Raw genomic sequence first — 13,597 nt, 5'->3', positions numbered from 1 at the left:
TCGATGATATGATCAAAACAAAATAACTTACACACGGAGGAGATCACCATGCAAGTTAGATTTGACTATACGAAAACAAGTCCGGAAGCTTTCCAAACCATGCTGAAGCTGGAAGGATTCATTAAGACAAGTGGATTGGATCCAAAGCTGTATGAACTCATTAAAATCAAAGCATCGCAAATCAACGGCTGCGCTTTTTGCATTAACATGCACACAAAGGAAGCACGGAAGATGGGCGAGTCTGAGCAGCGGATATATTTACTGAATGCATGGCGTGAAGCACCGTTCTATACGGATAAAGAAAGAGCAGTTCTAGAACTCACAGAAGCAGTGACCCGTATTTCACACGGTGGTGTGTCACAGGATTTATACGAGAGAGTGCGAAAGCATGTAAGCGAGGAAGAATATGTAGCAATTATTATGGCGATCAATGCCATCAACTCTTGGAATCGAATCGCCATCTCTACTGGGATGTACCCTGAACAGGACTAACGTGAAGGAGAAATCAGCCATGCAGCCGTTTTTTTTGACAGGCTGGAACCAGTGAGGTGCCACATGGCTGGACCGCCGGAATCCCTGTGCATTTATGCACAGGGACTTCATCATAAACACAAAGACGGAGGAAAGATGAGATATAAGATCCTATTATTTGATCTGGATGATACATTGCTGGATTTCGGCGCGAATGAAGTGGATTCATTAACCAAATTGTTTCTTCAATATGGATATACATTTTCGGATGAGTTGTTTCAATTATATAATTCTGTAAATAAACAGTTATGGACTGATTATGAAGATGGGAAAATTCCACTCGATGTTGTTCTGAACTCCAGATTCTCGGAAACGATGTTGAAGCTGGGGAAAGTCGTTGACGGATTAGAATGGGAAGGTTTGTACAGAGAATTGTTGAGCGATGGAAACCAACTGCTGATGGAGGGCGCAATGGATGTCTGTCATCGCTTATGTAAAACCCATCGAATGTTCATAATCACGAATGGTATCACCCACACGCAAATCAAACGCTTGAAGCAATCGGGACTATATGACTTTTTCGAAGACATCTTTGATTCACAAAGCATTGGTTATCAAAAACCGGCAGAAGAATTTTTTGATTACGTGATTGGTCATATCTCAGATTTTCATAGAAAGGATGCGCTTGTCATTGGAGATTCGTTAAATACGGACATCAAAGGTGGTCTTATATCCGGCATTGACACCTGTTGGATCAACAGAAAAGCGCAGAAAAGTCCGGCAGAAATTAAAAGCACATATACGATCTCAAGTTTAACGGAGCTAGTTCCCATCTGCTAGGCTGAATTGCTTTTACGGTTTCTATTCCAACAATGTCGAACACTTCCTATAGGCTAAGCCGCGACGTCATCCGCGTTCCGGCAGGCGATGCGGCCTTGCCGGGTGAGTCTACGGCCGGACCGATGGAGTCGAGGTCCAGGCCGAGTGCGATTTCGGCGCCTACGATCGCGCCGGCCGATGTTCCAATGATGAGATCCGCTCCGGCAAGATCGATACTGTGGGCGAGGAGACCGGCCGCGAGTCCGCTTTCCCAGGCCCGGCCGACCGGTCCGCCGCCTCCGAGAACGAGCGCTCGACCGCGGGTCCGCAAAGAAGTGCTTGCTGGTGAATTCGGCATGAACCTCTTTCGAGCAGTGGATTGATGACTCCATGACAGACCCGCGAGCGTAATAACGGCCGCAATACCTATTCCTGTCCATTTCGTTTTTGTCCATTTCATGGTTTTAAACCTCCTTCATTTTAGTAAAACGGGTAAGGATAAACGCCGCGCGTTAGCGAATGCTGCACGTATTGCGGCCAAGCATTTTATTAATTGCACATCTTTGCGTTAAGCCGGTGAATAACAAAGGAATGGCGACCAAGCCGAACAACTTCCAATAACCGGGTAAAAAATAAAAGAGCGTTAAGAAAGCAATTCCGAATACGATACGAGTAACACGATCGGCTCCACCTACGTTTTTCATTGCAGCTCCTCCTTTTCCGTTAGATTGTCTTTACAGATTTGATGATACCAGCGCGGGATTAAAGCGACCGTAACTTGATCACACAGAAGAAAAAATGCGGCTGTTTACGGAGATCCAAATAAAAAAGGCCGGGGAACAAGCCCCGGCGTTGTCATCTTACGATCGTTTAAAGCTCCATATAATGTTCCAGCCCGGTACGATTGACGAGCGTAATTTTTCCTCTTGTAATAATCAGACCCTCTTTTTCAAGAAGCTTCAACGTTCGGCTGATGACTTCCCGGGCGGTTCCCAATTCGACCGACAACGTGTCGTGAGTGATCAGAAGGGTATCGCTTCCATTCTCGGTCATCTGAATCAAATATTCGGCAATTCGTCCGCGGATGGACTTGAAGTTGATGCTGTCCAGAAGGTTGGACATGATGATAATCCTTTTGGCAAAAGACTTGAAAATAAACTGGCGGAAGCTTCGATACCGGTCTGACCAATCGCGGAAAATACTTGCCGGAATCGCCAGTGCAAGACAGCGCTTTTCCGTACAGGCTGAAGCTTCATATTCACTCTCGCCGAGAATGCTTGACGTCGTGAGCGGGCAGCATTCTCCGCCATGAATGCGGTAAAGGGTTATTTCTCTGCCGCTGCCGCTTATTTTGTACATTCTGATCGTTCTTTCAAACCATAAGCGCATACTCAAGGAACTGGCCTTCTTGGATCGCTTTATTTGGCTCCAGTGTCAGGACTTCAATTCCTTGTTGGCTCCAATCCTGCTCGGAGATTTCGGACAGGCTTGGGAAAAGCGAAACGATTTGAGGAATATGCGCAAGTACGGTTGAACTCACCGATCTCATCTCCTTATGAAGCTGCCTTTCTTGGCAGAATGCATGTTACCATAATGGGCTGGTTCATGTCTGTGATCGTATCACACACAATCTTCCCTTCAAAAACTTGTCACAAGCCGGCTCAAGCGGCTCGCGGCTGCTGCGGACCGGCCAAACGCGAATCGTTTAGTAAATTTACAAAAAACAAATCTATGTTATATTAAAAGTGCTGAATTTCAAAGGAGGGTAATCATGATTGGATTGAAGGACATAGCAAAGCTTGCGAATGTCTCGGTCTCTACGGTTTCGAATGTGTTGAACGGGCGAAAAAACGTAGGGAAGGCAACCCGCGAGCGAATATTGCAAATCTGTTCGGAACAAGGATATTCCCACGCATCGAACAAGCATTCTAAGCCGTCTCAAACCCGTACAATCGCCTTTATTTTCAGCGACTTCGATCGTGATTTTTACTTGAAAATCATTCAAGGGATCAGCGACTGCCTGACGGAAAACGGGTACGATTTGATCATCTGCACGAGCAAGTCCAGCGGAAACGTGATGAGGCGCCATTTCGCGAGCGGCTGCATCAGCCTGGACGGCAGTATGACGGACGATTATTTGATCTCGATCGCCAAACCGGATTTTCCCATCGTCTTGATGGACCGCATCATTGAACATCCGTATGCCAATACCAAAAGCGTGATCGTCGACAACTATCCGGTCATGTGCGAAATGGTACAAGGGCTGGTGGACAAAGGCTACCGGCGGTTTGCGTATATCGGGGGGCTGGAGTTTACGCTGGATAACCAGGAACGCTTCGCGGGCTTGACGGACACGCTGGAGAAGAACGGCATCCAATTTGACCGCCGCAACTATTTTCACGGAAATTACCGCGAGAACAGCGGGTATCAGGCCGCCAAAATCCTGATTCTGAGCAATGCCTTGCCCGATGTGCTGGTCTGCGCGAACGATAATATGGCCATCGGAGCGATCCGGGCATTCGAAGAAAACCGGATTAAAGTGCCGGACGATATCGCCGTCACCGGATTCGACGATTCGGACTCCGCGGCGATGGCAGGCTTGACCACCATATCGATTCCCCGGTACGAAAGCGGCTATTTGGCCGCCAAGGAGCTGCTCGGTTTGATTGCCGGAACGGGCAATAACGAGCCGTTTAAGCTGAGCGCCGCGATTCGATGGCGGAAATCAGTAAAATGAGAAAAATTTAAGTAAATTTAATTAAAACTTTAGCATATACATGATAGGTTTTACTTGTGTAATCGCCTTCATTTGGGTTGACAATCCAAATAAAAAGCAATAAGATATGATGCGTAAAATCGTTTTACTAAAATGCGCTTTAGGGGAGGGGAAAATTGTGAAACAAGTAAAAAAAGCATTCGGTTTATTAACGGCAGCGGCTTTGGTTGCCGCCTTGGCGGGATGCGGAAGCTCGAACAGCGGCAATTCGAATACAGCCGCCGGATCGGAACCGGCTTCGGGTTCGGCGGCGCCGGCTAAAGAAAAACTGCAAAAAATATCCATTTTCCAATCGAAGGTTGAAATTTCCGACGCTTTGGAAGCACTTACAAAGAAGTACACGGAAGAAACGGGCAATGAGGTTGAAGTATGGGGCGCTGCCGGGGATGACTACATGACGCAGCTGCAGGCCAAATTGACCGCCAATCAGGGACCGTCCATTTTCAGTATCGGTACGGGTGCGCCGGCGGATAAGCTGAAGTCCTACTTTTACGACCTGAGCAATGAACCGTATGTGAAGGATATTGCGCCGAATATGGCGTTGAAGGAGGACGGCAAAGTCGTCGGCGTTCCTTATGGCGTAGAGGGCTTCGGTCTGGTTTACAACAAGGACCTGGTTGACCCCAAAAACGTGACCGAACTCGCCTCGTTCACCAAAACGATGGAGGAGCTGAAAGCGAAGGGCATTAACCCGCTGAGTTTGTCCCAGGAAGCGTTCTTCCTGATCGGCCACATCCTGAATACTCCGTTTGCTCTGCAGCCGGATCCGCAGGCGTTTATCGAGAAATTGAACAAGGGCGAAGTCAAGATGGCCGATACGAAGGAATTCCAGGAATTCGGCAAATTTATGGATGTCATCAAGGCCGACAGCAAAAACCCGCTCGAAGTCAAATACGATACGCAGATGGGCGACTTTGCGACAGGCAAAACCGCGATGGTCCACCAAGGCAACTGGAGCTACACGATGCTGAAGGACTTCGGGAACATGGACGACAAGCTCGGCATGATGCCGTTCCCTTTGGAAGGAAACAATAAAATCGCGGTCGGCGTCGCAAGCAACTGGGTCATCAACGGCAAGGCGAGCCCGGATGAAATCAAAGCCGCCGAAGCGTTCCTGAACTGGCTGTTTACAAGCGATACCGGTAAAAAAGCAATCGTCGACGATTTTAAATTTATTCCGGCAATGACGAATATTCCGGCAGACAATCTGGATCCGCTGTCCAAAGTCGTGTACGATGCGGCGAAGAGCGGACAAACGATTCCTTGGGCAACGAATTACTACCCGCCCAATATCGTGGTGAACGATTTGACTCCGGTTGCGCAGGCCTATTTCCTCGATAAGAACATGACCGGCCAGCAGCTGCTGGAGAAGCTCGACGCCGCGTGGGCAAAAGCTGCCAAATAAGCAGCCGGTAGGTTACAAAACGAAAGCCTAACCCCAAACGTTCGTTCACTTCGCGCGTTAGGCTTTCGTTATCTTTTCGGTAAGGGCGGGCATGAATATGAACAAAACAAAGGACAGAGCTTGGTTCGCTGTTTTCACGGTTCCGCTCCTTTTTATTTTTACGACGGTCGTCATTATCCCGTTTATCATCGGAATATTCTACTCTTTCGTTACCTGGGACGGCATTCCGGCCAATCCCAAAGTATTCGTGGGCGTCGATAACTATATCCAAATCTTTAAAGACCAGCGTTTCATGGCATCGGCGTGGCATACGGTCAAATTTACCGTGCTGGCGCTGCTGTCGGTCAATGTGCTCGGGCTGGTCTTTTCGCTGCTGGTGACCTCGAAGCTGCGCGTAAGCAATGCCGCGCGCACGATGTTTTTTATGCCGAACCTTATCGGCGGGCTTATTCTCGGCTATATTTGGCAGTTTCTCTTTACGGATGCCATGGAGTTCGTCGGCGACAAAACGGGCTTGCACCATGTGTTCTTTAATTGGCTGCTGAATCCGCAATTTGCTTTATACGCGATGGTGATCGTATTCACCTGGCAGATGGCGGGATATACGATGATTATTTATATTGCGGGCATTCAGGGCATTCCCGACGAAATGATCGAAGCCGCCAAGGTGGACGGCGCCAATCTGTGGCAGCGAATCACCCGGATCATATTCCCGCTGCTGATGCCGGCCTTTACGATTTGCTTATTCATGACGCTTTCGGGCGCATTCAAAATTTATGACGTCAACTTGTCGCTGACCAAAGGCGGACCGAACAACGCAACCGAGATGTTCGCCATGAACATTTTCAACGAAATATTCGGCTACGGGCGTTACGGGCTCGGTCAGGCCAAAGCGATCGTCTTTTTCCTCGTTGTCGCGATTCTCACCCTGACTCAGGTCGCGATCACCAAAAAGAGAGAGGTGCAGATGTAATGAAGAAAGCAAGCCGCGCGTTATTCGAGGTCCTGCTTGTTGTTCTTGCGCTTGCTTTCCTTTCTCCGATTTATATCATGGTGGTCAACTCGTTCAAAAACCGGGCGGAGCTGTACGAGAGCGCGCTTGCGCTGCCGCATTCGATCAGCTTTCAATATTACGCTCAGGCGATGGCGAAGATGGATTTTTTCACCGCCTTTTTGAACTCCTTAACGATAACCGTGACCTCCGTCGCGATCGTCGTGGTGCTGGCTTCCATGACTGCGTGGATGCTGGCCCGGACGGAACATAAGCTGAGCAAATTCATCTTCATGGTGTTTGTCGCGACGATGCTGATCCCTTTCCAAACGATCATGATGCCTCTCATGCAGGTGATGGACTGGATTCGCACCCATCTGCATATCCCGATGCTGAATACGCGCGGGGGCTTGATCTATATGAATATCGGCTTCCATGCCAGTATGGCGGTATTTCTCTATCACGGCTTCGTCAAGTCGATTCCGGTCGCCCTGGAGGAAGCCGCCACCTTGGACGGCTGCAGCAAATTCGGCCTGTTTTGGAAAATCGTTTTTCCGATGCTGACCACGATTACAGTAACGATCGCGATTTTGGACGTCATGGCCATGTGGAACGATTATTTGCTGCCTTCCCTCGTATTGTCCGATAAGTCGCTGCGCACGATCCCGCTGTCGACGTTCTATTTCTTCGGCGAATTCACGATCGTGTGGAACCTCGCGATGGCCGGGCTTACGCTGACGATTATACCGGTTGTCGTCTTTTATGTATTCGCACAGAAATATATTATTAAAGGGATCGCAGCGGGGGCGGTAAAATGAATATCGTGCTGATTCACACCCACGATACCGGCCGCTTCATTCAGCCCTACGGCTATGCCGTCGACACGCCCCATTTGTCGCGGTTTGCCCGGGAAAGCCTGCTGTTCCGGCAGGCGTATTGCGCAGGGCCGACCTGCTCGCCAAGCCGGGCCGCGCTGATGACCGGGATGGCGCCGCATTCGGCGGGCATGTTCGGACTGGCGCATTTGGGGGCGCAGTTGGACGATTACAGCAAGCATCTGGTTTCACATCTGAACCGTCATAACTATGAAACCGCGCTCTGCGGCATTCAGCACGAAGCGCCTCGTGCCGAGATGATCGGTTACAGCAAAATTGTCGGGAATCCCGACTATGATATGAGCGTGTTTGATTTCGATTCGGCCGGCTGGGACCGGCATAATGCCCTTGCTGCCTCCGGCTTTATCCGCGAGAGCCGCGATAAGCCGTTTTTTTTGTCTTACGGGATGTTCAACACGCACCTTAATTTTCCGAAGACGGCGGACGAATTGAACCCGGATTACGTGATGCCGCCGTTTCCTTTAAGCGATCATCGCATCAACCGGGAGCAGTGGGCGGCGTATTTGACTTCCGCCAAAATCGCGGACGAATGCGCCGGAATCGTATTGGATGCGATCCGCGAAGCGGGACTTGAGTCGAATACGCTCGTGATCTTCACGACGGACCACGGCCTGCCGTTTCCGCGGATGAAATGCAGCCTGTTCGACACCGGGATCGGCGTTTCGCTTATCGTTCGCACGCCGCACAGACATCGGAGCGGGGAGGCGACGGACGCGCTGGTCTCCCAGGTCGACCTTTTCCCGACGATCTGCGAGCTTGCCGGTCTTCTGAAGCCCGGATGGCTGCAGGGGCATTCCTTGCTTCCGATTTTGGAGGGTAGCTCGGAAGCGGTTCGCGAAGCGATTTTCGCCGAGATCAATCATCATGTCGTCTATGAGCCGATGCGATGCGTCCGCGACGAACGGTACAAATATATCCGCAATTACGGCGGGCCGTCCTATTTCGAGCCGAATCTGGATGCCAGCGAATATCGTACGTTTCTGCTGGAAAACGAATTTTTGGATACGGAGAAGCCGCGGGAGATGCTGTTCGATCTGTATCTGGATCCTATGGAACGCGTCAATTTGGCGGAGGAGAGCCGCTTTGCGCCGATGAAGCGCTCCATGGCTTCATCTTTGGACGAATGGATGGAAGCGACGGGCGATCCGATTCTGACCGGCGAAGTCCCGCTTAGACGTTGAGAAGCGGAAGGCGGCATAGGGCGGCAAACGCATAGCGAAGGAAGTGACCGGCAATGAGAATCGTAATCCTGGGTGATTTTCATTTAAACCCCGAACAATATGAGGCGACGCAGGCCGCCATGGAAGATATCCGGCGCTGCCGGGCTGATCTCGTCATTCCGCTGGGGGATTTCGGAAGCCGGATGAAGATCGGAACCGTTGAAGGGCTTGAGGAAGCGCAGCGCTTCCTGCGGATGCCGGGAGTGCCGCTTCGACCGATTCTCGGCAATCACGATTTGGAGCGTGAATCCGGCGCAGGGGAGCAGCGGAAAGGGACGATGCAGGAACGGTTTGTCCGGATGTTCGGCCTGGATAAACCTTACGGGGTCATGGAATTCGATCGTTTCCGGTTCTTTTTCGCATCCACGGAACCGCAGGACGAGAATTCCTGCTACGACGTCCAGGAAGTGTTCGCGACGGACGAGCAATTCGACTGGCTGAAGAGCAAGCTGAAGGAGCGGCCGAATATTCCCGTTATTTTCTTTACGCACGCTCCGCCGGTCGGGGCGGGACTGCGGACGGTGCCGCGGGTTCATGTGCGTTCGACCAATGCGTACCTGGACGAAAATCACGATCCGTACCGGTGGTACCGCTTGTTTAAACATACGCCGGAAATTGTCATGTGGTTTTCGGCCCACTATCACCTGAGCCACGTTCATCCGGACTCGCATACGTACCGCTTCGGCACTCATTTTTTTATAACGGGCGTACACGGCGCCTCTTTCACGAGGGACGGGAACCGGCAGTCCCGCATATTGGAGCTCGAGGAAAACTCGGTAAAGGTGCTGACGCTCGACCATAGCGAACGCTCGGTCACGGAAGAGGGAGGATGGACGTTTGGAGGTCCCTTGAAGCGCTTGGTGAACCCGACCGTGCTGTCCCCCAAATGCGTTCACGCCGTTTCCGTCGGGGAATCCCCGGCCGCGAGGGGCGGGCTTGTCCCTTTGTCTCCCGACCGCTGCCTCGTTTCGACGCAGGACGGGTTTACTTGGGAGGTCGAACCGCGGGTAGAAGCGGTGTTCGGCACCCTCCACATCGGCCCCGCTTTAACGGGCGCCGCCGTTTCCGGGGATTGCGTCTGGATGGCCTGGGGCAGCGAGGTCGGCCTGAGCGACCGGCGGAGCCCGTGGAGGTTTGTGCGGGACGCGAACGGGCCTTGGCCGCTCGTGAAGGAGCGGCTGAAAAACGGCGCGACCGCCATCGCCGCCCGACCGGACGGCGGGATCTGGGCGGCAGCTGGGCTGGAGCTCCTGAGTATGAGCGGCTCACCGGACCGGGCGGCCCTCGCCGCCGAACCGTACGCCCCGCTCCCGGAGCCGAGCCGGTCATTGATCGCGGACGGATCGTCGCTGTGGACCTTGTCCGAATCCGGAACGGTCTATCGTTACGATGAGCGCGGAGGGTTCGAACCCGTTCGAAACGCGCTTGCATGGGATACGTGGAAAGGTTATTCTGCTGCTCTTCACCCGGAAAACGGCAGGCTGCTGCTTTCATCGGAGGACGGCCATCATACATTCACCGTGACGCTGCCGGTTCCGGTAACGGAAGCGAAGGAGGTTCAGGTCGTTTGCCTGGGCGGACACCGCGTCCTTGCAGCGGCAGCGGGGGAAGCTTTTGTCTCGGTTGTTAGTGAACAAACCGTCGTCAGGCTGGAAACGGGCGGAGGTTTTGTTACGGCCCTCAGCCGGTCTTATCCGAACGGCGGCGAGGAAATTTGCGAATCCTTTTATATCGGCCTAAGTCCGGCTAACGAACGCAGCCGGCCGCAGCTGCAGTTATGGAGCTTATGATTCGACCGGCTGCGTGAACCCGTTTCTCCATCCGCGGTATTTTCCCGGCTCCCGCCCCATAAGCGAACAAACGGCATGTGAACATGACCTCAAATCGTCCGGATGCTGCGAAAACTATGGATGGGCACGGGGAGGGAGGAATACGCATGGAACAGCCTATCGTTTCGGAAGACGAAATGATGAAAGAAGCGGAGTTGTTTTTTAACATTTTTTCCGTATTCATTCACGAGATGGATCAGATTGAGCGCACGCGCGGGAAGGTCAACGAGTTTCAGCTCATGCAGGCTTTTTTTCACGCCAAGGATACGGTGGGAATTTTGGGCTGGGAACGCAGGCAAACCGTAAACGCCATATTTGAAAAGTATATGCATATTTTTCGGGAGCTCGGGCGGCACAGTGCGGATGAATGGGTATCGCTCACGTTCGGGTTCCGCTTTGACACGAAAAAGGAGACCGAGCCTGTAACCGGACCGGAAATGCCTACGATACCTCCGGATACGGAAAACCGTTTGTCCGGCAGCGAAGAAACAAGCGGCAGCCAAAATGCAGAGCCAAGCATTGAGGAGCTGTCTCTGCTCATCCTAGAAAAAGAGGCCGAGCTGCTGCAGCTCTACCGGGCATTTTATAAGATGAAGCGAGATTCCTGAGCTGCTGATATGGATCCCGAGTTGCTTTCTGCACACATAAATGAATACGATTTACGAAGCGGCTGATCGATTCAGCCGCTTTTTTTTGAGTTGTTCACGACTTATTCAGAGAAAAGACGAATCATCCGCATCGCAAAAGCATATATAGAAGTATGCCGATGGTTCGCGTAAACCTGCACGAAAAAATGTAAGCGCATCCATTGGTACAAGAGGTAAAAGGAGGTTTATAATGGTGAGACGGTTTAAATTGTCACGAAGTCGTCTTTTGACGCTTTTTTTGGCCTTCACGATGCTGTCGGCGCTTATTCCCCCGGGAGGGGCCAGCGGGGAAGACACCCTGCTCAAAACGGGGAATTATCTCTACAGCACGCCGCCGGATGGCGGCAGCTTGCCCGACAAGGGCATGGCCGGGCTGGTATCCTCGGCTGATGGCGTGCTTTTTGACGGATTAACGTCAACGTACGCCGGTTGGATGGGAGGCCCATCCTCCCCGGGGACGGTCCAAGTGGTCATCGATCTGCTCAAGGATTATCCGCTGGACCGGATTCGCGTCGTCATGAACTCTCCCAACCAATATTGGGGCTTTAAAGAGCTGACCGTCAAGTATCGTTCGGAGGCGACCCCGGATTATTATTACATTGCCGCCAAACAAGCCAGAACGGGAACCGACCTGAACTATTCGCTGACCGTACCGATGTCGGACAAGTCGGCCAGGTTTATCGTCTTGGATATGAAGCGCACTCAGCCTTATCAGCATATCCCCTTGACGGAAATCGAAATTTATCGGGGCACGGGCGAAGAAGGGCAAAATCCGGGGCCGGCGCTGACCGCGGAAGAGATGAAGGCCGAGCTGAAGAAAGATGCCCTGATGGCGGATAAATACGGCCAGTGGATCTATGAGAACTGGACGGGAAAGGTGACGTCCGACGACCAGCTGCGGCAGGAATATGCGAATGAAGCCGCTGCGCTGGCGAAAGTGAAGCTGAACCGTCAGAAATACGATCAATACGGCGGGATCAAAAGCGGGGGGCTGTATGACAGCACCGGTTTTTTCCGACTTCAGCAAATCGACGGCAAATGGTGGTTCATCACCCCGGACGGATACAAATTTTTTCTGAAAGGAGTCGACGCCGCAAGCATATGGGAATGGGGATACGGCACGCCGTACCATAAAACGGACGGTACCCCGAGACGGGTATTTGAGGAGCTTCCCGATCCGAATAAGTACGCCGCCGCTTATTCCAACGATATCAATGGCGAAAGAGTGAGCTTCGTCACCGCCAATGTGATGAAAAAATACGGAAGCAACTACGAATCGAAATGGGAGGACATCACCAAAAAGCGTCTGACCCAATGGGGCTTTAACGCCTTCAGCAAATGGTCCAGGCCCAATCATCTGTCGTTCCCCTATATTTTCGTCCTGCAGGACCCTTCAAACTTAAGAAGAATTCAATGGACCTATGACGTTTTTGACCCGCAGAACGAGTCCATTATCGAATCCTCGATCCGCACTCAGCTCCAAAGCGCGAAGGACGACCGGTGGTTAATCGGCTATACCTACGATAATGAAGCCGGCTGGACCACCGATATCGTAAAAGAAATCCTGACGTATCGTGCGGATTCTCCGGCGAAAAGCGCATTCGTGGATTTTCTTGCGCCAAGGCACGACAATAACCTTGACGCCGTCAATCTGCTGTTGGGTACGAGCGCCGGATCGTTCGCCGACTTGAAGGACATCCCGATCGATATTGCCAAGGTTCCCGCCGCCGATGTATCGGATTATATCAAGCTGGCTTCCAAAACTTACTACTCTACGATCAAGGATATCATCAAAAAATACGATACCCGCCATCTGTTCCTCGGTTCGTCCATCGTTCCCACGTGGCGGACCAGCCTGGACTGGGACGAGGGGGCGATGGAGATCGTCGATGCCTTTTCCGTCGATAGCTATACGAAGGATGCGAGCTGGATTTCCAAATACGAAGCATTCGGAAAGCCTCTGCTTAATCTGGAGTTTTCCTTCGGCACGTCCGGCCGCGGTTTGGCCCCCGTGAATGCGGCTGCCTCGGCGGCAAGCACGGCGGACAGAGGGACGGCCTTCAAGTCGGTCGTTGAAAGCGAAGCCGCGAATCCGTTGTTTGTCGGCTCGGGCTGGTTTACGTATTACGACGAGGCGGTGACAGGGCGCAGAGACGGCGAAAACTTCAATACCGGCCTGCTGAACCAACAGGATCAGCCCTATACGGAGATGGTCAATATCATGAAGGACGTCAATGCCGGGCTGGAAAATATTCATGCATCCGGGGTGCCCGGCCAAAACTGATCCCCGGGAATAGAATACCGTTCGGTTGTCCGATCCGGCGGCGGATTAAGAACTGGACGGACAGCGAATCGTTTCGCCTTGCAAGCGGCTTCATCTTCATTCAAATGAACCTTTTTGTTTCGGTTTCGGAAAGGCGCGCTCCCGCCTGAAACAGAATCAAAAAGGTTTTTTTCATGTTCTGGAAAGAAGGGCATTTCAGGATCGACAAGGGGGTGCTACAATGAGGTCATCGATTTTGACCGGGATAAAAGCAGGTGCG

At 51.9% G+C, this 13,597-nt stretch carries 14 protein-coding genes; 10 read left to right on the top strand and 4 right to left on the bottom strand.

Features of this window, described 5'->3' with window-relative positions; all coding sequences use genetic code 11:
- Window positions 1-48 precede the first annotated feature (48 nt).
- Both PD282_RS22295 and PD282_RS22290 read left to right on the top strand, forming a co-directional pair.
- The gene (locus PD282_RS22295) at window positions 49-492 is read left to right on the top strand and encodes a carboxymuconolactone decarboxylase family protein (RefSeq protein WP_274653300.1); all 444 of its coding nucleotides are present in this window, start codon (window positions 49-51) and stop codon (window positions 490-492) included.
- Between the two features lie 63 nt (window positions 493-555).
- Window positions 556-1,311: a YjjG family noncanonical pyrimidine nucleotidase gene (locus tag PD282_RS22290; RefSeq protein WP_274653298.1), complete on the top strand. Its 756-nt coding sequence runs from the start codon at window positions 556-558 to the stop codon at window positions 1,309-1,311.
- Window positions 1,312-1,357: 46 nt separating this feature from the next.
- On the opposite strand, the gene PD282_RS22285 is transcribed toward PD282_RS22290, so the two are convergent.
- The 4 genes from PD282_RS22285 to PD282_RS22270 all read right to left on the bottom strand — a co-directional run bounded on the left by PD282_RS22285 (window position 1,358) and on the right by PD282_RS22270 (window position 2,830).
- Window positions 1,358-1,750, bottom strand: a complete 393-nt coding sequence (locus PD282_RS22285; protein WP_274653296.1) for a hypothetical protein — start codon at window positions 1,748-1,750, stop codon at window positions 1,358-1,360.
- 52 nt (window positions 1,751-1,802) lie between these two features.
- Complete coding sequence (locus tag PD282_RS22280) at window positions 1,803-1,994, bottom strand: YgaP family membrane protein (protein ID WP_274653294.1); 192 nt, start codon at window positions 1,992-1,994, stop codon at window positions 1,803-1,805.
- A 166-nt stretch (window positions 1,995-2,160) separates the two neighbouring features.
- Window positions 2,161-2,412 (bottom strand): Crp/Fnr family transcriptional regulator, encoded by a 252-nt coding sequence (locus PD282_RS22275; RefSeq protein ID WP_274653292.1) that lies wholly within the window; start codon window positions 2,410-2,412, stop codon window positions 2,161-2,163.
- A 250-nt stretch (window positions 2,413-2,662) separates the two neighbouring features.
- Window positions 2,663-2,830: a hypothetical protein gene (locus tag PD282_RS22270; RefSeq protein WP_274653291.1), complete on the bottom strand. Its 168-nt coding sequence runs from the start codon at window positions 2,828-2,830 to the stop codon at window positions 2,663-2,665.
- Window positions 2,831-3,061: 231 nt separating this feature from the next.
- Here PD282_RS22270 and PD282_RS22265 point away from each other — a divergent pair, with 231 nt between their 5' ends.
- The 8 genes from PD282_RS22265 to PD282_RS22230 all read left to right on the top strand — a co-directional run bounded on the left by PD282_RS22265 (window position 3,062) and on the right by PD282_RS22230 (window position 13,338).
- The gene (locus tag PD282_RS22265; RefSeq protein ID WP_274653289.1) at window positions 3,062-4,027 is read left to right on the top strand and encodes a LacI family DNA-binding transcriptional regulator; all 966 of its coding nucleotides are present in this window, start codon (window positions 3,062-3,064) and stop codon (window positions 4,025-4,027) included.
- A gap of 157 nt (window positions 4,028-4,184) precedes the next feature.
- A complete protein-coding gene (locus tag PD282_RS22260) occupies window positions 4,185-5,471 on the top strand; it encodes a sugar ABC transporter substrate-binding protein (protein WP_274653288.1) in 1,287 nt (428 codons plus the stop codon).
- A 97-nt stretch (window positions 5,472-5,568) separates the two neighbouring features.
- Window positions 5,569-6,444, top strand: coding sequence for a carbohydrate ABC transporter permease (locus PD282_RS22255; protein ID WP_274653287.1), 876 nt, complete (start codon window positions 5,569-5,571; stop codon window positions 6,442-6,444).
- The gene (locus PD282_RS22250) at window positions 6,444-7,280 is read left to right on the top strand and encodes a carbohydrate ABC transporter permease (RefSeq protein ID WP_274653286.1); all 837 of its coding nucleotides are present in this window, start codon (window positions 6,444-6,446) and stop codon (window positions 7,278-7,280) included. Before PD282_RS22255 ends, PD282_RS22250 begins: the two co-directional genes overlap by 1 nt.
- Window positions 7,277-8,539: a sulfatase family protein gene (locus tag PD282_RS22245; protein WP_274653285.1), complete on the top strand. Its 1,263-nt coding sequence runs from the start codon at window positions 7,277-7,279 to the stop codon at window positions 8,537-8,539. Before PD282_RS22250 ends, PD282_RS22245 begins: the two co-directional genes overlap by 4 nt.
- Window positions 8,540-8,592: 53 nt before the next feature.
- Entirely contained in the window at window positions 8,593-10,368 is a 1,776-nt protein-coding gene (locus tag PD282_RS22240; RefSeq protein ID WP_274653284.1) for a metallophosphoesterase family protein, read from the top strand.
- 146 nt (window positions 10,369-10,514) lie between these two features.
- Window positions 10,515-11,015, top strand: coding sequence for a hypothetical protein (locus PD282_RS22235; RefSeq protein ID WP_274653283.1), 501 nt, complete (start codon window positions 10,515-10,517; stop codon window positions 11,013-11,015).
- A 229-nt stretch (window positions 11,016-11,244) separates the two neighbouring features.
- Entirely contained in the window at window positions 11,245-13,338 is a 2,094-nt protein-coding gene (locus PD282_RS22230) for a hypothetical protein (RefSeq protein ID WP_274653281.1), read from the top strand.
- The last annotated feature ends 259 nt before the right edge of the window (window positions 13,339-13,597 follow it).

The organism is Paenibacillus humicola (assembly GCF_028826105.1).
Classification (GTDB): domain Bacteria; phylum Bacillota; class Bacilli; order Paenibacillales; family Paenibacillaceae; genus Paenibacillus_Z; species Paenibacillus_Z humicola.
This window is presented reverse-complemented; position numbering and strand designations above follow the sequence as displayed.